Here is a 17862-nt window from a genome sequence, read left to right on the forward strand (position 1 = left end):
GGGACACTTATGTTTGTTACTGTCGAGAAAGATGTGCATATTTTTGTGCAAGACGTTAATCCTGGTCCAGGTAGTAAGACTGTTTTCTTCGTTCATGGATGGCCTTTAAATCATCAAATGTATCAATATCAACTCAATGTTTTACCAGAGCATGGCTTTCGCTGTATCGCCATGGATATACGAGGGAATGGACAATCTGATAAGCCATGGACTGGTTACACGTATGATCGATTAGCCGATGATATCGCAATTGTTCTGGAAGCACTTCAAGTAGAGAACGCTACGTTAGTCGGTTTCTCAGTTGGTGGTGCTCTTTCTATTCGCTATATGTCTCGCTATAATGGGCGCCGCATTTCTAAGCTCGCATTAATTGACGCTGTCTCCCCCTCTTTCGTTAAAAATCAAGAGTCCCCTTACGGTGTACCGAAAGAACAAGCAGATGCTCTCATTAATCAAATGTATGCTAATTTACCAAAATTTTTAAATGATGTATCTTTATCCTTTTTCAATAGAAACTTAGGAGCTGCAACCCTTGAATGGTTTTCTTATCTCGGTATGCAGTCCGCTTCTTATGCCCTTATCAAAATTTTACAAGCAGCTGCAAATGAAGATGTAACGAAAGATTTAAATAAAATTAACGTCCCAACAAAAATCTTCCACGGCGTTCACGATCAACTAATTCCTTACAAAAGTGCTGAGCTTACGCAACAACGAATTAAAAATTCTCAGTTACATGCTCTTACAAATAGTGGTCATGGTTCACCAATCGATCAAGCGGATGAATTAAATAAAGAACTGATAAAATTTTTACAGACATAACAACTGCAATATAAGAATGAACGTTAACATAATCGTTTTTTATAAAACATAAAATTCACACATTTCTCACAAATACACAAATAAAACGATTATATTTTCATATATACTAAATGTACAAGTAATACTCCCTAAACCCAGCTTGTCTGGTTACCCCGTTAAATACTATGAAAAAAGAACTTGTATCGTTATACAAGTTCTTTTTGTTTCTTTTATTTAAAGAGGATATCTTTACTATATTGATTTCCAACGAGTAAATCATATTGAAGCATTTTATATTGCTCTAACATTTCTTTTTGTTTCTTTGTTAAATCATTGATTACTTCTCCATTTTTATCAACTTTTAATTCATCTCTAAGCACTGGTATTTCCTTGTAAAGTTCCGACAAAAATTGATAAAATAAGGATTTATTTAATCCTGCATAATCAAAAATAAGATTAGAAAAATGAATTGGGCTTACTAAACCTAAATTATCATTTGGCATATCAAAGTTTGCATACATTAATAACGGAGTTTGCGCCATCGCTAAACGTTCGCTCGGTGTTTTTTCATTCGTTATATACCCATTTTCTTTATAAAAAGATTTATTTGTTCCTAATGATGGAAGATGATCTCCAAAGAATACTAATAATGTAGGTCTATCTAAATTATCTAGTTGCTCTATTAAATATTGAAGGGCCTCATCTGAACGTCTTAAGCCTTCTGTATACGTCTCTAATTCTCCCTTTGATTCTTCATTTTCTAGACCGCTAATTTCTATTAGGTTTTCACCAAATCGGCCTTCTGTAAATGGAAAATGATTTTGCATCGTAACTGCATGAATAAATGTTGGCTGTTTTTGCTCCTCTAACTCAGCAATTATCTCTTTACTCATCGCTAAATCACTAATATAATCTCCATCAATATCCACATTTTCCATCGTGTCCTCTGCATTAAACTTATCAAATCCTAACACCTTATATACATCGTCACGTTTAAAGAATGTGCGACCAAATGAATGAATTGCACTTGTATAATAACCTTCTTTTTTCAACGCCGTAGGGATTGATGGAATTTCTTTCTTATTTGTAATGACCTGCTGATATGGTATAGAACCTGGCTTTAACAAACTCATCGAATAACTCGTTAATGCCTCAAATTCAACGTTCGCCGTATTTCCCCCAAATGTAGGAGAAATAGTTTGTCCACCAGGAAAGTTTTCTATATAATGATGTAAATTTGGTACAGGATCTTCACTAAAAGAAAGGTTAGTTACTTTCGTCGGATCCCAAAACGATTCACTCATTACAAAAATAATATTCGGTTTCTCTTTTTTCTTTTCATTCCCTATATTTCCACTATATTGTTTTTTTATATCGTTTGCTATTTGAAGCATATTTTCTTTAGAATAATTTTTTGGTTTTTCCATAACTGTTGTATCTAAATTGCTAATAAACCCTAGTACAAAACCATTTGAAGCATAGTTCTCATTTTGATTCCACAAAACAAAATCTACACCTGATTTTTGAAATACTTTATTCATAAATGTATTCGCAAAATTACCGTACGCATATAGAACAAAAATAGATCCTACTACTAATAAGGCTCTTATTCCTAGATGAATCTTTACATTTTGAATATTGCTTCTCATATATATCCCTGCAACAATACAAGCTACGATACTTAAGATAATGACAAAAATATAGCTCCAGCTAAAATAGTCCATCACCATCGGTATAACAGATTGCATATGCGTAATTTGTGTGAAATCAGAAGGATATAACGGATCGCCTCTGAAAATAAGCTTTAAATAATTCACAATACCTAAAATGACTAACGTACAGCTCGTTAAAACCATACTTAGAAAAACCTTACCTATTAAATTATATACAAGAATATATATTGCATAAATTACTACAAAACTTAATATAAACTGCATATTATAAAAGTAAATCCAATTCATTGCCTCTATGAAACTCATATTAACTTGCATGACAATATAAAATAACGCTACTGTATGAGCTAGTAAAAGTAATATAAAATGCACTCGCAGGGATGCTCTAAGTATAGACATCTCTTTTTTATTGAAATGCGTAATATAAAACGTTATGCCCCATATGAAAATCATCATAACACTTAAAACAAGCTTTTGATTTAAATGATCTTTCATCATGTCTAAATTAAAAACCTTTAAAATCATAAACAGCATAGTTATTACTAATAAAGTCACCCTACTACTTATAATGCTAGAAATTAATATATTTCTTTTTGGAAGATGAAAAAGTGTAGAACCATACTTCAATTCATTCCCTCGTTTCTATGTCTTAATTTCCCCCGCATCGAAAGAACTATTTCTATTAAAATAACATATATTACATATTTCGTCTGCATACTTGTTTCTATCATAAATGTATTGTCTTAATATTCCCTTAATCAACAGTTAAATTGTGGCATACAAATTACTCATTCTTGAAAAACTTAATTTCAGCATTCCACTTTATGATATAATAACTATGTTTTGGAAATCCTTAATACTATTAAAGATTTCCAATAAAAATACGAAAGAATTAATAAAAAAGGAGTTGCTCATTTTTGCTTACTAAGTTTAAGAGTTTGCCTAAAGCGGTATATGTAATTTTGGCGCTTTCTTTCCTGTTGCACGTTTTTTGTTTAGTAAAACAGCCAGGATTAGATGGAGAGTTAGTCAAAGTAACATATGGTGCAAATGATGCCTTTAACTATTCGTTAACAGCTGAACAACTATTAAAACATGGTGTATTTGGTTATGTGTATTTAGAACCTAGTGAAGTTCCAGGAAAAAATGCATATATTACACCAGGTCAGCCATTACTATTAGCTGGCGCTATGATTATTTCTGATATTACATCAATTCCTTACTATTACGTAGCAACTGTTATTAACATGATCATGAATCTTTGTACAGTGCTATTAGTATTCTTAATAGGAAAAGAATTGTTCGAAAAAAACATTTATGGAATTGTTGCAAGTATTTTATATGCTATTTATCCAAGTAACTATACATACTTCCGTACATTGCTAACAGAAGTTCCATCCATATTCTTATTGGCGTTATGTGTATATGTATTTGTTCTCGCATGGAAATACAATAAAGTGAAATTCCATATATGGTTTGGAATTGTCGTTTCAATTTTACTTATGTTCCGTCCAAATCCAGCTCCAATGATGCTCATTCCTGTTCTTGTTGTGTTATTTACATATGGATTTAAAGACTCCATTCGAATCGGATTGTTATGGTTTATCGGACCTTTCTTTATTATTGGCGCATGGGTTGTTCGTAACTACTTAGCACTCAACCAATTTATTTTATTCTCAACCCAAGGTGCAGATCCACTAATTGCCGGTGCAGATCCATTTAATAAAATTGGATATGAAAATATAGTAAATGAAATGAGAGCTAAAGGCTTAGATGACAAAGGTGCATACGCAAAAGAATTAATCAAGAACGGATTTAAGACGGACTTCACTTATTGGTTCTCTTGGTTCACTGTCGGTAAAACAATTGAATTATTCAAAACAGCTCCTGCTGTAGACCAATACCGTATTCACAACTTTATGCAACTATGTCATAGAGTGTTTATCACCGGTACATTCTTGAGCAGCTTCTGCTTCATGCTAAATTCATTTAAACATAAACGCGTTATGATGCTAGTAGCAAGTTCTATTATTTACATTATCTTCTCAAACTTATTCTTAGCAATTAATCGCTATGGATTTTTCATTAATCCTCTTATGTGCTTAATTCTTGCATACGGATTAATTCACATTGTGCAGAAACTTCCATTCTTCCGCACTAACCAAGCATAATAAGAAAGAGGTCGTCCACCGTTGGACGACCTCTTTCTTATTCCCCACACTTTAATTCTGTATGTATGTGTTTCTGTATTTGTCAAAATATCTTTCACAACACCACTCACTGTTTTATGTATAAATGTAAGTTTTTCACAACTATTACTATAACGAAAAGAACCTGCCACAAGACAGGCTCTTTTCGTTATTTTATGATAAAAGAGAACATGATTAGCATGTGTATTATATAAAAGGAAGCAGCCATATTTTCCATACGATACATACGAGTACTATAATTACAAAATCAAAAAAATCTAATCTCGGACCTTTTTTCATATTCATATGTAGCCACATATGAAACCATTTTATTTTTGTATATTTATGGATGTTTTTCTTTGCAAATCGGTAAATAAGCATTTGCATGATAAAAAATCCGGCCACAAAAATAAATAATAAGATGAGAAATCCAATCACAAAATTCCTCCTATTTTTGTAGCGTTTTTTCTACTATCCGATTTTTCAAAACCCACTCTTCAAACTGGGCACTTCCAAATTCCCAGCTAAGATCGCGAGCATGTACAGAAAAAACGTAATGACCAGCATATTCGTCCATAAATCTCCCTAACTCTACATCGTCTTTCTGAATACCGTATACTCCAAAATTAAAATACACATCCCATACGTCTTCATTCTTTCTCTTATAAGCAATCGATTCCATATCACATTCTGTCCCGAAATAATCAAGATGTAAATGTACGCTATCATCGTATTCGTACTCCATTTTATCACCCCTTATATTTGTACTTCTTTACCACCAAAAAAATTCCTGCTATCTACACTCACATATGGGCGATTACCTACATATCATGCTTGTAGAGTGACTTCTAGGAGGTGTTATATAGTGAAAAAATTAATCGCGATTTTTTGCATCATGTTACTAGCTGTTTTTACTTTTGCTGCTTGTAGTAGTAAAAAAGAAGGTACGAAAGAACAAACTCAAAACATTCGCGTCGGCGAAGTTACCCATTCTCTCTTCTATGCCCCATTATATGTTGGGATTGAAAAAGGATTTTTTAAAGATGAGGGACTAAATATTGACCTACAAACAACAGCTGGTGGCGATAAAACGATGACCGCCCTATTATCTGGCGGAATTGATATCGCTCTCGTCGGTTCTGAAACGTCTATTTACGTTCATCAACAAGGAGCGAAAAACCCTGTCATTAACTTTGCACAGCTTACACAAACAGATGGGACATTTTTAGTTTCACGTAAAAAACTAGACTCTTTTAATTGGAATGACGTAAAAGGTGTTACATTTTTAGGACAGCGTAAAGGCGGCATGCCGCAAATGGTTGGGGAATACGTTTTAAAGAAAAATGGCATTGATCCTCGCAAAGATACGAACTTAATTCAAAATATCGAATTTGCTAATATTGCAAATGCCTTCGCATCTGGTACTGGAGAGTTTGTACAGCTCTTTGAACCGACTGCAAGTATACTTGAGAAAGAAGGTAAAGGTTATATCGTCGCTTCATTCGGAAATGAATCTGGTACTGTTCCTTATACAACGTTCATGGCAAAAGAAAGTTTCTTAAAGAAAGATAAAGCTGCAGCTGAAAAGTTCACACGTGCTCTCTATAAAGCACAGCAATGGGTTGATACACATAGTCCAGAAGAGATTGCTGATACTGTTTCCCCGCTATTTAAAGACACTTCAAAAGACATTACAGTAAAAGTAATTGAACGGTATAAAAAGCAACATTCTTATGCGACAAATCCACTATTAGATGCAGAAGAATGGAAACAGCTCCAAACTATTATGAAAGACGCTGGTGAATTACAAAAAGAAGTCCCACATGAAGCGCTCGTCAATACAAAAATTGCCGAAAGCGTTATTAAGAAATAGAGGCGAAGTGTATGAGTTTTTTGCAAATACGTAACGTTTCTCACTGTTTTTTTGCAAAAGAAAATGCCAAACTTATTCTCGAAGATATGAGCTTACAAGTGGAAGAAGGCGAATTTATTTCTATACTCGGTCCAAGTGGTTGCGGTAAAACAACGCTCCTCTCAATCATTGCTGGACTACTTGATCCAATTGACGGTATCGTCTTTTTAGATGGTGAACCGATTACAACGAAAACATCATCTATGGGATATATGTTGCAACAAGATTACTTATTCCCTTGGAAAACGATTGAAGAAAATATTATGCTTGGACTTCATATTCGAAAGATTTATGATGAGCAGATGAAAGAACATACTTTAAACCTTTTAAAACAAGTCGGTCTGCATGGTGTAGAAGAACAATATCCTCGTGAACTATCCGGCGGTATGCGTCAACGTGCCGCTCTCGTTCGAACATTAGCGACTGATCCGAAAATTTTATTACTAGATGAACCATTCTCCGCACTCGATTATCAAACGAAGTTAAAACTAGAAGAACTCGTTTTCAACTTACTAAATAAATATAAGAAAACATCACTACTTGTTACTCATGATATTGAAGAAGCGATCGCGATGAGTGATCGTATTTATTTACTGCAAGCGAATCCCGGAAAAATCGCAAAAACCTTTATCGTCCCGGAAAGTATCCGTTCTTTATCACCGTTAGAAGCACGCCATCACTACGATTTCCCAGCCCTCTTTCAAGATATATGGAAGGAGCTGGAACGACTTGGATAATATAAAACAACTACATGAACAATTTCGAAAGAAAGAACGCAGGCGTGCTTGGATTGCTCGCTCGCTACAACTTTTACTACTTATTCTTTTCTTTGCACTATGGGAAATAGCTAGCAAAAAAGAATGGATTGATCCTTTACTCTTTAGCTCTCCTTCGAGTATTTGGGATCTCTTCTTAACGAAATGGATCGACGGTTCACTTTGGGTCCACATATGGACGACATTGCTAGAAACAGGAGTAGGCTTCATTCTCGGAACAGTACTTGGTGCTATTATTGCCACGTTCCTTTGGTGGATGCCACTTCTAGCCCGCGTACTTGATCCTTATCTCGTCGTCCTAAATGCAATGCCAAAAGTTGCACTAGGTCCAATCATCATCGTTATTTTCGGTCCAAACATTTCATCTTCTATCGCAATGGGAGTAATCATTTCCATCATCATTACCATTCTCGTTATTTACAGTGCATTTCAAGAAGTCGATTCTAACTATATAAAAGTGATGGACACATTTGGCGCAAATAAATGGCAATGTTATAAGCAAGTCGTTCTCCCTGCATCCTTTCCAGCAATTATCTCAACGTTAAAAGTAAACGTTGGTTTATCCTGGGTCGGTGTTATTTTCGGAGAACTTCTCGTTTCCAAACAAGGACTTGGCTACTTAATTAGCTACGGATTCCAAGTCTTTAACTTCACACTCGTCTTACTTAGCGTACTACTCACATGTGTTCTTGCAACTCTTATGTATGTATTTGTTGAGGCATTTGAAAAAATTCTAATTGGAAAAAGAAAAAGAAGCTGACTCAAAACAGTACGCTATAGTCAGCTTCTTTCTTTTACCTTTTATCACACATTTTCGTTTCATTTGTAATGTTTCCATCCGCAACCGTAACTGTATGGAAACAGTCTTTCACACGTACTGTAACGACATTATCTTTTCGATCTATCACATGATAATCATTAAACTTTTCATTCAAAGCACTACGAATTTGCTCCCCTTCAAAAATCGGAAAACCGTGAGACATTACCCAAATGAGACCAGCAACAGCAAGAATCGTTTTCATACGTTTCATTACCTCCTCGAGAGTAAACTTATAGTCCCTACAACACGCGCATTATAATTGTGTCTAAATTGTGACGTTTTTATACTAATTCTATTTTATACCTCCAGTTCCTTCTTCTTTTAAATAAAAATACAGAATTTTCAATTTTATTAACATAAAAAAACGCAAAGAATTAAAAATTCTTCACGCTTTACTTTAACGAAACTATATCGAACACATAACTTACATTAGTCTCCACTTTGTTGTTCTATCGTTTTCGAAACATCATATAATCCTGACAGCACTTCCGCTCTCATTTTTACAAGCTCAGGGAACTGATAGAAGAAAGCAATTTTCTTATATTTTAACTCTGTTCCTTCTTTCACTTTTTTTGAATCTTGTAAAATGAACGCTGTAAATGTATCTGCGATATCTTCCGTTACATTTGTTGTTCCATACAACGATACAAACTCATCATGCTTTTCTTTATAAAATTTAATTTGTGCCTCTTCACTTTCTTCTACTTTCTTTTCTGTCCACTCTTGCTCAATTGGTTTCCAAAATTCATTATAAAATTGGTTAATATACGAAGTTTTTCTCGCACATCCATTTTTCAAGAACACCGTTTTACATTTATTTCGATATGATGAAATGTCTTTCTCTTCATCAAACGCCTCTAAATATTTCCTATCCACTGGTACTTGTTTATGCCCAATCGTTAATACGTGAGCCGTTTCATGAATTAATGTTTTCATCACTTCATCTATATTCACCCCAGAATCGAGCACGTCTAAACTAAGCAACCAATCTCTCGGGTCATCCATACTTGGCATGACATGAGCAACAACGCCATCATAACCATCCGTTATTAGATCAAACCCTGTTATATTCTCACGATATTTCACTGGAATGAGAGTGCGATACATGTCCCATAACGTTTCATGATACTCTCTATCTTGTCGCTGACTTAACAAATCATCTTTTGCTACTTCGTCATCTGCAAAAGCTTTATTCAATCTCTTACGATCCAATTTCTCAAAATAAGGATCTACAATTTCATCACCATCGATATAATAAGAAGCTAAAAAGAAATAATTGTCATCCTCTTCTTTTTTCTGTTCCGCCTCTTTCATATTCACACTTTCATACTCTTCTATGTCATAATCTTCTACTTTTTCAAGTTCTGAAAGTCCCTCTATCTTTTTATATACTTTTTGTAATGTTTTATCTCCTATTTGCGTGCACTCTTCTTCTGTTTTACAAATTTCTTTTTCTTTCGTAACCTCGATAGCACTATCGCATCCTGCAACTAAACTGCTTGCTATAATACAACACACTAACTTGCCATACAATTTCTTCATACAATCCCCCATTATTCCATTCTACAAAATATCATAATCATTTTTTTACGAATATGCGATAATTAATTATAAAAACTGCAAGGAGGCTTCTCATGATTCGTGCAATCTTATTCGACTTAGATGGAACACTATTAGATCGGCGCCAATCTTTAGAACAATTTATTTGTGAGCAATATAATCGCTTCTCCTCACATTTGATGAGTATAGAGAAATCAGAGTATTGTTCTCGATTTCTTGAACTCGATAATAATGGCTATACGTGGAAGGATAAAGTATATGCTACTCTCCTTTCCGAATACAACATTACTACTTTAACGCAAGAGCAACTGCTACACGACTATATTACAAACTTCCAACATCATTGTATTCCTTTCAAAAACACGCATGAACTACTTCAACAGTTAAAACAGCGAAACATTAAAATTGGTATTATCACAAATGGTTTTACTGAATTTCAGATGAGCAACCTTCGAGCACTACATATACATACGTATACAAACACCATTCTCGTTTCAGAAGCTGAAGGAATTAAAAAACCTCACCCTGAAATTTTCGAACGTGCTTTGCAAAGACTAGATGTGAAGGCAGAAGAATGTCTTTATGTTGGAGATCATCCAGAAAACGATGTGCTTGGTTCTGAACAAGTAGGGATTCTTGGTGTTTGGAAAAAAGATTCGTTTTGGGGGAATTTTAAGCATTCACGTATCGTAGATGATTTGTTGGAGGTGCTTTCGTTTTTAGAGGTGGAGATAAAAACACAATAATAGTAATTAAATTACATCAATGATTTTCACAATAGATCGATTTACCGAAAAAAAATAAAAATAATAAGAGGAGGCGTTGTTCAAAAAAGCCTCCTCTTATTATTCATACACTGTAAACTGTGGTTTACTCGGATGATCTTTTACTAGCGCATCATCTGGAAACTTTGAAACTTTTTGATATAAGGCAATGTCACCGATACAACCTGCTGTTAGTAGAATTCCTAAAAATGAGAGTGGCTCCAGATTCATAGCTAATCCCAATACAATTGGCAAAATTCCAGTTGGTAAAAACGGAAGCATTAACACTTTCTTCATTTGCTTTACTGTAACCGCCTGTTTAGAATGAGCATATGCAACACCTAATTTCCAATTAACGCCCCATTTTAGTTCACTCCACGGAACACCTCCGATATAGCGAAAACCAATTAAATGTATCGCTTCATGAATACAAACGAGAACAATCATTGCGATAATAAAAAGAAACATCGTTAATAATGTAACTTCAACTTGAACCCCACCTGAAAGAAATATATGCAAATAACCAATTCCAAACAACAAAGCAATTATTATAAAAAATAAAGAAAAGTTTAATTTAACCATCGAAACAGTAACAGTCGTTTCTTTTCTTTTATCCATCTTCCCCCTCCTAAAATGTAAAGATATATTTACATTTATTCTTACATACAAAAAAAGAAACCGGCCACTTTACTTCGTAAAACAGCCGATTTCTTCTATATGTTTCATCGTACGCGCTAATACGTCATCACGCATTATAAAGCTAAATTTTCTATTCGTTTTAATGTTGTCAGGAATGTCTTTTAATAAAACAGACCCTTTCGTTTCTTCGTAATGCGTATGTTCTTCTACCGCACTAATTGTTGCAAAATAAATGTTTTTAATGATTATTTTGTCTTTTCCAGATACTTTGTATTGTCCTAAGTAAGTTAAATCAGAAACTATGCCGCCGGTTTCTTCATGAACCTCTCGAACTGCCGCTTCTTCCGGTGTTTCCCCTAGTTCTACTTTACCACCTGGAAATTCAAGACCGCGACGTAAATGATGCGTTAATAACCATTGATCCCCGTACCGGCATACAACCCAAACATGCTTTGGCTCAGGAGAAAATGGATAACGTTCAAACGATAATTGTACAGTGTTGTGGTAATAATCTTTAAATTTGTACATGCCATTACTCCCCTATTGATGGTTACAAGTTTTTCCTACCACAAATTGTAGCATATTCTCGCTTTTCTGCATAATATTATCCAATTACAATCCATTGATTATTCCCATTTGCGCGACTAATTCTTTCGTCTCATGATTTCCTAAATCGTAAATCATTTTATATGCTTTTTGTAGTTGTTCATCATATCGGTCATTATTTGAATCGTGATGATACTCAACAAATGGAACGTGGGAGCGTACAAATGACCCTAAATCTTCTACATATGCTTGATCAAAGTGCTCTCTTAATTCCGTAATTTCCTCATCATTTGCGGAAATCTCAAAATTATACGTATCCGCCGTCTTCACTTGTGAAATTTGACCATTTCCTATTGATATATAATATGTTTTTTTCGTCTCCATGTAACACCCTTCTTTCATCCTTTTATTTTCTATTGTTTTCATCAATTACAAAATTATGTAAAATAAAGAAAAGGAGGGATTTTATGTTCAAAATATTAATTATCGGTATTATCATCGTCCTAATCATCCTCTTACTCTCCGTCATGACAATTAATAAAGGCTATGCTTATAAACATTCCGTCGATAAACTAGAAGACAATCCTTATACAAAAAAGAATAAGGAGAATTCCTAATATGCTTCGTATACTTCGCATCATAGTAGCACTCACTGTGATCGTTATGTCGGCAATTGGATTATATACAGGTCAAAATAATTTTTTACCTCTTTCACAATTTCTATTAGGGGCTTTAATGTTTCTCATCGCATTTGAACAAATAAAGAAAAAGGAGGCAGCAACGGGATTTATTTGTATTATTGCCGGTGCTTTCATTTGGATTGTTCTCATCATTAGCTATATCAAATAAAAGGAGGTACATGCATGCTAAAAGGAGTACGGATTACTTTATCACTTATTGCTTTATCTATAGCAATCTATGGATTTTTTACTAGTAATAGAGAAATAATGCCGTATATGTTTATCTCTTTAGGAGTTATGGCCCTCACCATAAGTTTAGAGGAAATATTAAAAAGGCAAACAGGAGGTAGTGTGCTCGCTCTACTAGCAGGAGCCGCTGCTTTATTTATTGGTTTCACAGAAATATTCCGATAAATGGTCTAAAGGAGGCTATACAATGCTAACTCTAACTATATTACGGAGTTTTTAGCATTTCTCATGCTTCTCTTACTCATTCTAAGCACTTATATCCATGTTACCGATAATTTTTCACTTCTCCCATACGTACAATTTATTCTCAGTTGTTTCTTTATTCTTCTAGGAATTAATGAATTGAAATCCGGACGAAAATCAATGAGTATCCCGTATTTTTTCGTTTCCAGTCTCATATTCTTCTTTTTAATATCAAACTACTTTCGTTATATGTAGAATGAAATTTTGACCAATTTAGCATTTATAATTATTTTCTCTCAGTAACTATTTCTTTCTACTTAAGGGGGATTCCATGTTAAAAAACATTCAAATTATAATCGCCACTATCGCTCTTTCTCTCGTCCTATTTAGCTTCTTTGCAAACTTCACTATTCTTTTACCTTACGTGTTTATCCTTTTAAGTATTATGTGTATCCTTTTTGGAATCGATGAAATAAAGAAGCAGCAAAAAACGAAAGCATTTGTTTATTTTCTCTGTTCTGCCTTTGTTTTATATGTTGGAGTATGTAATATATTTTCATAAAAAAGAAGAGTATGGTTGCTCTTAGCACAATAAAAAAACTGCCCTTTCACAGGCAGTTTTTCTTCTTATCCAAACACTTTCTCAAGTTCATCTTTATCTTGGCTTAACCAGAAGTTCATTAAGCGTTGTGCTCCTTCTAAGTCGTGAAGCTTCGCTTGACCACATTGTGTTTCATTTGCAGCTGGAATTTCTGTAATTTGAACCGCATCTTTTAATGTTAGTTCTAATAAATCAATGATTTCTCGTACTGTCGGTGTTCCGCTTACTACAAGATAATATCCTGTTTGGCAGCCCATCGGTGAAATATCGATAATATCAAAATGCGGATAACGATCAATATATTTACGTAAATTAAATGCTAATAAATGTTCTAACGTATGAATAACATCTGGTTTCATTGCTTGTTTATTCGGTTGGCAAAAACGAATATCAAATTTATTTACAATACCGTCACTACCTACATTGTGAACTCCGCAATGTCTTACATAAGGTGCCTTTACAATCGTATGATCTAATTCAAAGCTTTCTACTGATGGCATACAACATCTCTCCCGCTTTTAATTTAATTCCGTTATATCCAATATGATATAACGGAAATGCACATTAGTAAAGTATTATGTACCGTCGTGCTATAATACTTTAAGACTATGCTGAAAAGGAGACCATTATGAAACAGATTTTTATTGGGATTATACGCTTTTATCAAAAGTTCATTTCTCCGATGACACCACCAACTTGCCGCTTTTATCCAACTTGTTCTCATTACGGATTAGAGGCGTTTCAAAAACATGGTGCACTCAAAGGCTTTTGGCTTACTTGTAAGCGTATATTAAAATGTCATCCTTTCCACCCGGGAGGATTTGATCCTGTCCCAGATAAAAAGGATGACAAAGTAAATTCTTAATTGTCGTAACCATTCACAACTAAATCTAATTTTCCTGTATCAGGATCTATAACAAGACCGTGAACAGGTACTTCTTCTGGAAGTAATGGATGGTTGCGAAGTATCGATACGCTATGTTCTACACTTTCTTCTACACTAGAGAACCCTTGTAGGAATCTTTCTAAATCGATTCCAGAATAACGGAGTGTATCTAATTTCTCATTTGTTATACCCCGCTCTTTCATCTTCTCAATTGTACTGCTTGCTTGAATTTTTGCCATACCGCAATCGTGGTGACCAACTACACAAACTTCATCAGCACCAAGTTCATATACAGCAACTAAAATACTACGCATAATACTTCCGAATGGATGTGAGATAACAGCTCCTGCTACTTTAATAATTTTCACATCACCGTTACGCATATTCATTGCTTTTGGTAATAATTCAACAAGACGAGTATCCATACAAGAGATAATTACCATTTTTTTATTCGGGAATTTTCCCGTTTCATACTCTTCGTATCTTTTCTCTTCAACAAATTTTTCATTGTATTGTAAAATCTCTTCTAATGACTTCATAGTAAAAAACCCTCTTTTCTCTCATTTACATTACTTATATAGTGTACCAAAATATGAAAAACTCAAAAAGGATATCGCTTTATAGTAAAAATAAGATATTTTCAGATAATCGACATAATTCTTTCAAAATATACACACAGCTTTGTAACAAGTCTCACATACTTTAAACGTATTTTCACTATAAACTGATTGTAGATAATGTAAAAAAGGAGTGAATATTTATTATGTCCGACGTTCTGTTACTGAGTCGTTTTCAATTTGCAATTACTATTTTTTATCACTTTTTATTTGTACCTTTGACAATCGGACTTGTCATTTTAGTAGCATGTATGGAAACTCAATACGCCCGCACATTGAATCCAACATACCGTAAAATGGCAAATTTCTGGGGTAAATTATTTACAATTAACTTCGTAATGGGGATTATAACTGGGATTACGATGGAATTCCAATTTGGAACGAACTGGTCTGAGTACTCCAAATATATGGGAGATATTTTCGGATCACCTCTCGCAATCGAAGCACTCGTTGCCTTCTTCTTAGAATCTACTTTCATGGGAATATGGTTATTCGGTAAAGACAAAATTTCACCAAAGTTCCGTGCCTTCTGTATGTGGATGGTTGCACTTGGGACAAATATTTCCGCCCTTTGGATTATTACAGCAAATGGCTTTATGCAAAACCCTGTTGGCTACGTAGTACGTAATGGCCGCGCTGAATTAAATGATTTCTGGGCACTCGTTACAAATCCATATGCTTGGAATATGTTCTTCCATACTGTCATTGGTTGTTATATCGTAGGTGCTTTCTTCGTTATGGCAATTAGTGCCTATCACTTATTACGTAAAAATGAAGTGGAATTCTTCAAAAAATCATTTAAGTTTGGTTTAATGTTAGGCTTATTCGCCGCAACAATTACACCGTTTATGGGACATCAATCTGGTGTATCAGCAGCTAAATATCAACCAGCAAAAGGAGCTGCGATGGAAGCAGTTTGGGAAACTGGAAAAGGACAAGGCTTCTCAATTGTTCAAATTCCTGATGTGAAAAATGAGAGAAACTTTGAATTCCTTACGATTCCAAAACTCGGAAGCTTCTTCTATACAAACTCATTTGATGGCGAAATTGTTGGTTTAAAAGATATTCCAAAAGATGAACGTCCAAATGTTAACCTCGTGTATTATAGCTTCCGCTTAATGGTTGCACTTGGTATGTTCTTTATGGCATTAACTTGGTATGGCTTCTATTTAAACCGAAAAGGAAAACTAGAGAACTCAAAACGTTATTTAAAAATCACAATATGGTCTGTCTTACTTCCATACATTGCGATTAATGCTGGCTGGATTGTCGCTGAAGTAGGGCGTCAACCTTGGACAGTATATAAACTAATGCGTACCGCAGAATCTGTATCACCTATATCTGTTCCACAAATTTGGTTCTCATTAATTAGTTTAATTTTGTTCTACACTTTACTTTTAATCGCAGACGTATACTTAATGCTGAAGTTCGCGAAAAAAGGACCTGCAGCATTAGAAGATCCTGCTACTGAGGGAGGCGTGGCCCATGTCTCATGATATGCTTGCAATCATCTGGTTCGGTTTATGGGGCGTGATTTGGACAGTTTACTTCATCCTTGACGGGTATGCACTTGGTAACGGAATGATCTTTCCTTTCGTTACGAAAGATCGACAAGAACGAAATCAATTACAAGAAGCAATTGGCCCATTCTGGGGCGGTAATGAAGTGTGGTTAATTACAGCTGGTGGCGCAACATTTGCTGCCTTCCCAGTCACATATGCAAATATGTTTAGTTATCTATATACACCGTTATTCTTAGTATTACTTGCACTGTTTGCTCGTGCCGCTGGACTGGAATTCATGCATAAAGATGATTCACCGATTTGGCAAAAAACTTGTAAATGGGCATTTGCAATTGGCAGTTTTTTAATTGCTTTCCTATTCGGTGTTACGTTCGCTAATCTTTATTACGGACTACAAATCGGAAAAAATGGTTATGAAGGAAATTTACTTAGCTTACTAAACCATTACGGTATTTTAGGAGGGTTGTTCTTCACTGCTATATTTGTCGTATCCGGTGCCCTTTGGGTCATGATTAAAACGACTGGTGAAGTATCCGACCGTGCTTATAAAATCGCAAGACCATTTTCAATGGCAGCAGCTATTATTTTAGCTATCTTCTATGTAGCAACTGCTAATCGAACAAACTTATTCCAAAACTTTACGGAATATCCGGTACTATTCATTCTTCCAGTACTTGCAATGCTAATGAGTGTACTCGCACTAATTATGGTGTACAAACATAAAATTGGCCTTGCATTTACATTCGTTTGCCTAACAATCGCAATGTTTATGACAACTGGCTTTGCAGGTATGTTCCCAAGAATGTTACCATCTCGTATTAACGATGCATACAGTACAACGTTATACAACGCAGCTGGTAGTCAATTAAACTTAAAAATTATGTTCTTCGTTGCAATGGCCATGGTACCAATCGTTATTGGATATCAACTTTGGAGCTACAGTATCTTTAAAAATAAAATTCATAAAGACTCTGCTAAAGGGTATCACTAAAGTGAAAAAGACACTTCGTTTGAAGTGTCTTTCTTGTACGTATGATTTTCGATAAGATGTTATATTTCTAATCTAACAACTATACTACAGAAGAATCATTAACAGCTCACAGCTAAAGTGTAACATACAACAAACATGTTACTTTATTCAATTTTGCATTTTAAAATTATAACGTTGATTGAATAACTTGATCATATGCATCATTATCCCTTACATCCGCCGTACTAATCCCGCTAAACGTTTGTACTTTCATTCCTGTATTTGATGATCCCGATCCATTATAAGCCTTCGTCTTTTCAATCGGCTGTACGTTATACTTGTCACCTACATTAATTGTTCCATTGCAGTTTTCAATAATAACACCTTCCACAACTGCTGGCATTTTGTCACCCACTTTCATTTCTTTACTTTTATTTTATGAAAATCGCCTAGAAAAATAGCATGTTTCAATAAGA

General features: G+C 34.6%; 24 protein-coding genes. 13 read left to right on the top strand and 11 right to left on the bottom strand.

The window, feature by feature from the left end; genetic code table 11:
• Window positions 1-9 precede the first annotated feature (9 nt).
• A complete protein-coding gene (locus ACQRBL_RS23940) occupies window positions 10-819 on the top strand; it encodes an alpha/beta fold hydrolase (protein WP_000498279.1) in 810 nt (269 codons plus the stop codon).
• A 209-nt stretch (window positions 820-1028) separates the two neighbouring features.
• Here the strand turns inward: ACQRBL_RS23940 and ACQRBL_RS23945 are convergent, their stop codons facing one another.
• Window positions 1029-3098, bottom strand: a complete 2070-nt coding sequence (locus ACQRBL_RS23945) for an LTA synthase family protein (RefSeq protein WP_411995734.1) — start codon at window positions 3096-3098, stop codon at window positions 1029-1031.
• A gap of 290 nt (window positions 3099-3388) precedes the next feature.
• Here ACQRBL_RS23945 and ACQRBL_RS23950 point away from each other — a divergent pair, with 290 nt between their 5' ends.
• Window positions 3389-4642, top strand: a complete 1254-nt coding sequence (locus ACQRBL_RS23950; protein WP_023523225.1) for a glycosyltransferase family 39 protein — start codon at window positions 3389-3391, stop codon at window positions 4640-4642.
• A gap of 225 nt (window positions 4643-4867) precedes the next feature.
• On the opposite strand, the gene ACQRBL_RS23955 is transcribed toward ACQRBL_RS23950, so the two are convergent.
• Complete coding sequence (locus tag ACQRBL_RS23955) at window positions 4868-5098, bottom strand: hypothetical protein (protein ID WP_000578980.1); 231 nt, start codon at window positions 5096-5098, stop codon at window positions 4868-4870.
• Window positions 5099-5108: 10 nt separating this feature from the next.
• Window positions 5109-5405: a DUF3986 family protein gene (locus ACQRBL_RS23960; protein WP_000455579.1), complete on the bottom strand. Its 297-nt coding sequence runs from the start codon at window positions 5403-5405 to the stop codon at window positions 5109-5111.
• A gap of 120 nt (window positions 5406-5525) precedes the next feature.
• On the opposite strand from ACQRBL_RS23960, the gene ACQRBL_RS23965 reads away from it, so the two are divergent.
• Genes ACQRBL_RS23965 through ACQRBL_RS23975 form a run of 3 tightly spaced genes read left to right on the top strand, consistent with a single transcriptional unit; the run spans window position 5526 to window position 8108 of the window.
• Window positions 5526-6533 carry an ABC transporter substrate-binding protein gene (locus ACQRBL_RS23965; RefSeq protein WP_023523227.1) on the top strand — a complete coding sequence of 336 codons (1008 nt, stop codon included), beginning with the start codon at window positions 5526-5528 and terminating at the stop codon, window positions 6531-6533.
• Between the two features lie 11 nt (window positions 6534-6544).
• Window positions 6545-7309, top strand: a complete 765-nt coding sequence (locus tag ACQRBL_RS23970) for an ABC transporter ATP-binding protein (RefSeq protein WP_000009022.1) — start codon at window positions 6545-6547, stop codon at window positions 7307-7309.
• Entirely contained in the window at window positions 7302-8108 is an 807-nt protein-coding gene (locus ACQRBL_RS23975; protein WP_000368771.1) for an ABC transporter permease, read from the top strand. Before ACQRBL_RS23970 ends, ACQRBL_RS23975 begins: the two co-directional genes overlap by 8 nt.
• 34 nt (window positions 8109-8142) lie before the next feature.
• Here ACQRBL_RS23975 and ACQRBL_RS23980 read toward each other — a convergent pair whose 3' ends face one another.
• Window positions 8143-8370 carry a hypothetical protein gene (locus tag ACQRBL_RS23980; protein ID WP_000849112.1) on the bottom strand — a complete coding sequence of 76 codons (228 nt, stop codon included), beginning with the start codon at window positions 8368-8370 and terminating at the stop codon, window positions 8143-8145.
• A 227-nt stretch (window positions 8371-8597) separates the two neighbouring features.
• Complete coding sequence (locus ACQRBL_RS23985) at window positions 8598-9710, bottom strand: recombinase family protein (protein WP_141538268.1); 1113 nt, start codon at window positions 9708-9710, stop codon at window positions 8598-8600.
• A gap of 92 nt (window positions 9711-9802) precedes the next feature.
• On the opposite strand from ACQRBL_RS23985, the gene ACQRBL_RS23990 reads away from it, so the two are divergent.
• Window positions 9803-10474 carry an HAD family hydrolase gene (locus ACQRBL_RS23990; RefSeq protein WP_017674398.1) on the top strand — a complete coding sequence of 224 codons (672 nt, stop codon included), beginning with the start codon at window positions 9803-9805 and terminating at the stop codon, window positions 10472-10474.
• A gap of 99 nt (window positions 10475-10573) precedes the next feature.
• Here ACQRBL_RS23990 and ACQRBL_RS23995 read toward each other — a convergent pair whose 3' ends face one another.
• The 3 genes from ACQRBL_RS23995 to ACQRBL_RS24005 all read right to left on the bottom strand — a co-directional run bounded on the left by ACQRBL_RS23995 (window position 10574) and on the right by ACQRBL_RS24005 (window position 12061).
• Window positions 10574-11110: a DUF3267 domain-containing protein gene (locus ACQRBL_RS23995; RefSeq protein ID WP_078994632.1), complete on the bottom strand. Its 537-nt coding sequence runs from the start codon at window positions 11108-11110 to the stop codon at window positions 10574-10576.
• 69 nt (window positions 11111-11179) lie between these two features.
• Window positions 11180-11659 carry an antimutator 8-oxo-(dGTP/GTP)ase gene (mutTA, locus tag ACQRBL_RS24000; RefSeq protein WP_000276385.1) on the bottom strand — a complete coding sequence of 160 codons (480 nt, stop codon included), beginning with the start codon at window positions 11657-11659 and terminating at the stop codon, window positions 11180-11182.
• Window positions 11660-11743: 84 nt separating this feature from the next.
• Window positions 11744-12061 carry a hypothetical protein gene (locus ACQRBL_RS24005; RefSeq protein ID WP_000448409.1) on the bottom strand — a complete coding sequence of 106 codons (318 nt, stop codon included), beginning with the start codon at window positions 12059-12061 and terminating at the stop codon, window positions 11744-11746.
• A gap of 83 nt (window positions 12062-12144) precedes the next feature.
• On the opposite strand from ACQRBL_RS24005, the gene ytzI reads away from it, so the two are divergent.
• From ytzI to ACQRBL_RS24025, 4 genes are all read left to right on the top strand, one after another.
• Window positions 12145-12294 carry a YtzI protein gene (gene ytzI / locus ACQRBL_RS24010; protein ID WP_063548871.1) on the top strand — a complete coding sequence of 50 codons (150 nt, stop codon included), beginning with the start codon at window positions 12145-12147 and terminating at the stop codon, window positions 12292-12294.
• 1 nt (window position 12295) lies between these two features.
• Window positions 12296-12526 (top strand): DUF3953 domain-containing protein, encoded by a 231-nt coding sequence (locus ACQRBL_RS24015; protein ID WP_000944455.1) that lies wholly within the window; start codon window positions 12296-12298, stop codon window positions 12524-12526.
• 14 nt (window positions 12527-12540) lie between these two features.
• On the top strand, window positions 12541-12771 hold the full coding sequence (locus tag ACQRBL_RS24020) for a DUF3953 domain-containing protein (RefSeq protein WP_000912059.1): 231 nt from the start codon (window positions 12541-12543) through the stop codon (window positions 12769-12771).
• Between the two features lie 349 nt (window positions 12772-13120).
• Complete coding sequence (locus ACQRBL_RS24025) at window positions 13121-13351, top strand: YczI family protein (RefSeq protein ID WP_078994630.1); 231 nt, start codon at window positions 13121-13123, stop codon at window positions 13349-13351.
• 65 nt (window positions 13352-13416) lie between these two features.
• On the opposite strand, the gene luxS is transcribed toward ACQRBL_RS24025, so the two are convergent.
• Window positions 13417-13890: an S-ribosylhomocysteine lyase LuxS gene (luxS, locus tag ACQRBL_RS24030; protein WP_001141371.1), complete on the bottom strand. Its 474-nt coding sequence runs from the start codon at window positions 13888-13890 to the stop codon at window positions 13417-13419.
• Window positions 13891-14018: 128 nt separating this feature from the next.
• Here luxS and yidD point away from each other — a divergent pair, with 128 nt between their 5' ends.
• A complete protein-coding gene (gene yidD / locus ACQRBL_RS24035; RefSeq protein WP_000809334.1) occupies window positions 14019-14255 on the top strand; it encodes a membrane protein insertion efficiency factor YidD in 237 nt (78 codons plus the stop codon).
• Here the strand turns inward: yidD and ACQRBL_RS24040 are convergent.
• Window positions 14252-14815 carry a beta-class carbonic anhydrase gene (locus ACQRBL_RS24040; RefSeq protein WP_000838173.1) on the bottom strand — a complete coding sequence of 188 codons (564 nt, stop codon included), beginning with the start codon at window positions 14813-14815 and terminating at the stop codon, window positions 14252-14254. The genes yidD and ACQRBL_RS24040 overlap by 4 nt on opposite strands.
• A gap of 224 nt (window positions 14816-15039) precedes the next feature.
• On the opposite strand from ACQRBL_RS24040, the gene cydA reads away from it, so the two are divergent.
• On the top strand, window positions 15040-16389 hold the full coding sequence (cydA, locus tag ACQRBL_RS24045) for a cytochrome ubiquinol oxidase subunit I (RefSeq protein WP_001286168.1): 1350 nt from the start codon (window positions 15040-15042) through the stop codon (window positions 16387-16389).
• Entirely contained in the window at window positions 16379-17407 is a 1029-nt protein-coding gene (cydB, locus tag ACQRBL_RS24050; RefSeq protein WP_411995733.1) for a cytochrome d ubiquinol oxidase subunit II, read from the top strand. Before cydA ends, cydB begins: the two co-directional genes overlap by 11 nt.
• 166 nt (window positions 17408-17573) lie before the next feature.
• On the opposite strand, the gene ACQRBL_RS24055 is transcribed toward cydB, so the two are convergent.
• Entirely contained in the window at window positions 17574-17807 is a 234-nt protein-coding gene (locus ACQRBL_RS24055) for a spore germination protein (protein WP_002062565.1), read from the bottom strand.
• Between the last annotated feature and the right edge of the window lie 55 nt (window positions 17808-17862).

Origin of the sequence: Bacillus sp. AF62 (assembly GCF_050312695.1) — a bacterium.
Classification (GTDB): Bacteria; Bacillota; Bacilli; order Bacillales; family Bacillaceae_G; genus Bacillus_A; species Bacillus_A cereus.

Coding starts and splice junctions, on each gene's coding strand:
- ACQRBL_RS23990 (WP_017674398.1), top strand. CDS start 9,803: ATGATTCGTGCAATCTTATTCGACTTAGATGGAACACTATTAGATCGG.
- cydB (WP_411995733.1), top strand. CDS start 16,379: ATGTCTCATGATATGCTTGCAATCATCTGGTTCGGTTTATGGGGCGTG.
- ACQRBL_RS24055 (WP_002062565.1), bottom strand. CDS start 17,807: ATGAAAGTGGGTGACAAAATGCCAGCAGTTGTGGAAGGTGTTATTATT.
- ACQRBL_RS23940 (WP_000498279.1), top strand. CDS start 10: ATGTTTGTTACTGTCGAGAAAGATGTGCATATTTTTGTGCAAGACGTT.
- ACQRBL_RS23995 (WP_078994632.1), bottom strand. CDS start 11,110: ATGGATAAAAGAAAAGAAACGACTGTTACTGTTTCGATGGTTAAATTA.
- ACQRBL_RS24040 (WP_000838173.1), bottom strand. CDS start 14,815: ATGAAGTCATTAGAAGAGATTTTACAATACAATGAAAAATTTGTTGAA.
- ytzI (WP_063548871.1), top strand. CDS start 12,145: ATGTTCAAAATATTAATTATCGGTATTATCATCGTCCTAATCATCCTC.
- ACQRBL_RS23970 (WP_000009022.1), top strand. CDS start 6,545: ATGAGTTTTTTGCAAATACGTAACGTTTCTCACTGTTTTTTTGCAAAA.
- ACQRBL_RS24020 (WP_000912059.1), top strand. CDS start 12,541: ATGCTAAAAGGAGTACGGATTACTTTATCACTTATTGCTTTATCTATA.
- ACQRBL_RS24005 (WP_000448409.1), bottom strand. CDS start 12,061: ATGGAGACGAAAAAAACATATTATATATCAATAGGAAATGGTCAAATT.
- ACQRBL_RS23980 (WP_000849112.1), bottom strand. CDS start 8,370: ATGAAAACGATTCTTGCTGTTGCTGGTCTCATTTGGGTAATGTCTCAC.
- mutTA (WP_000276385.1), bottom strand. CDS start 11,659: ATGTACAAATTTAAAGATTATTACCACAACACTGTACAATTATCGTTT.
- luxS (WP_001141371.1), bottom strand. CDS start 13,890: ATGCCATCAGTAGAAAGCTTTGAATTAGATCATACGATTGTAAAGGCA.
- ACQRBL_RS23960 (WP_000455579.1), bottom strand. CDS start 5,405: ATGGAGTACGAATACGATGATAGCGTACATTTACATCTTGATTATTTC.
- yidD (WP_000809334.1), top strand. CDS start 14,019: ATGAAACAGATTTTTATTGGGATTATACGCTTTTATCAAAAGTTCATT.
- cydA (WP_001286168.1), top strand. CDS start 15,040: ATGTCCGACGTTCTGTTACTGAGTCGTTTTCAATTTGCAATTACTATT.
- ACQRBL_RS23985 (WP_141538268.1), bottom strand. CDS start 9,710: ATGAAGAAATTGTATGGCAAGTTAGTGTGTTGTATTATAGCAAGCAGT.
- ACQRBL_RS24025 (WP_078994630.1), top strand. CDS start 13,121: ATGTTAAAAAACATTCAAATTATAATCGCCACTATCGCTCTTTCTCTC.
- ACQRBL_RS24015 (WP_000944455.1), top strand. CDS start 12,296: ATGCTTCGTATACTTCGCATCATAGTAGCACTCACTGTGATCGTTATG.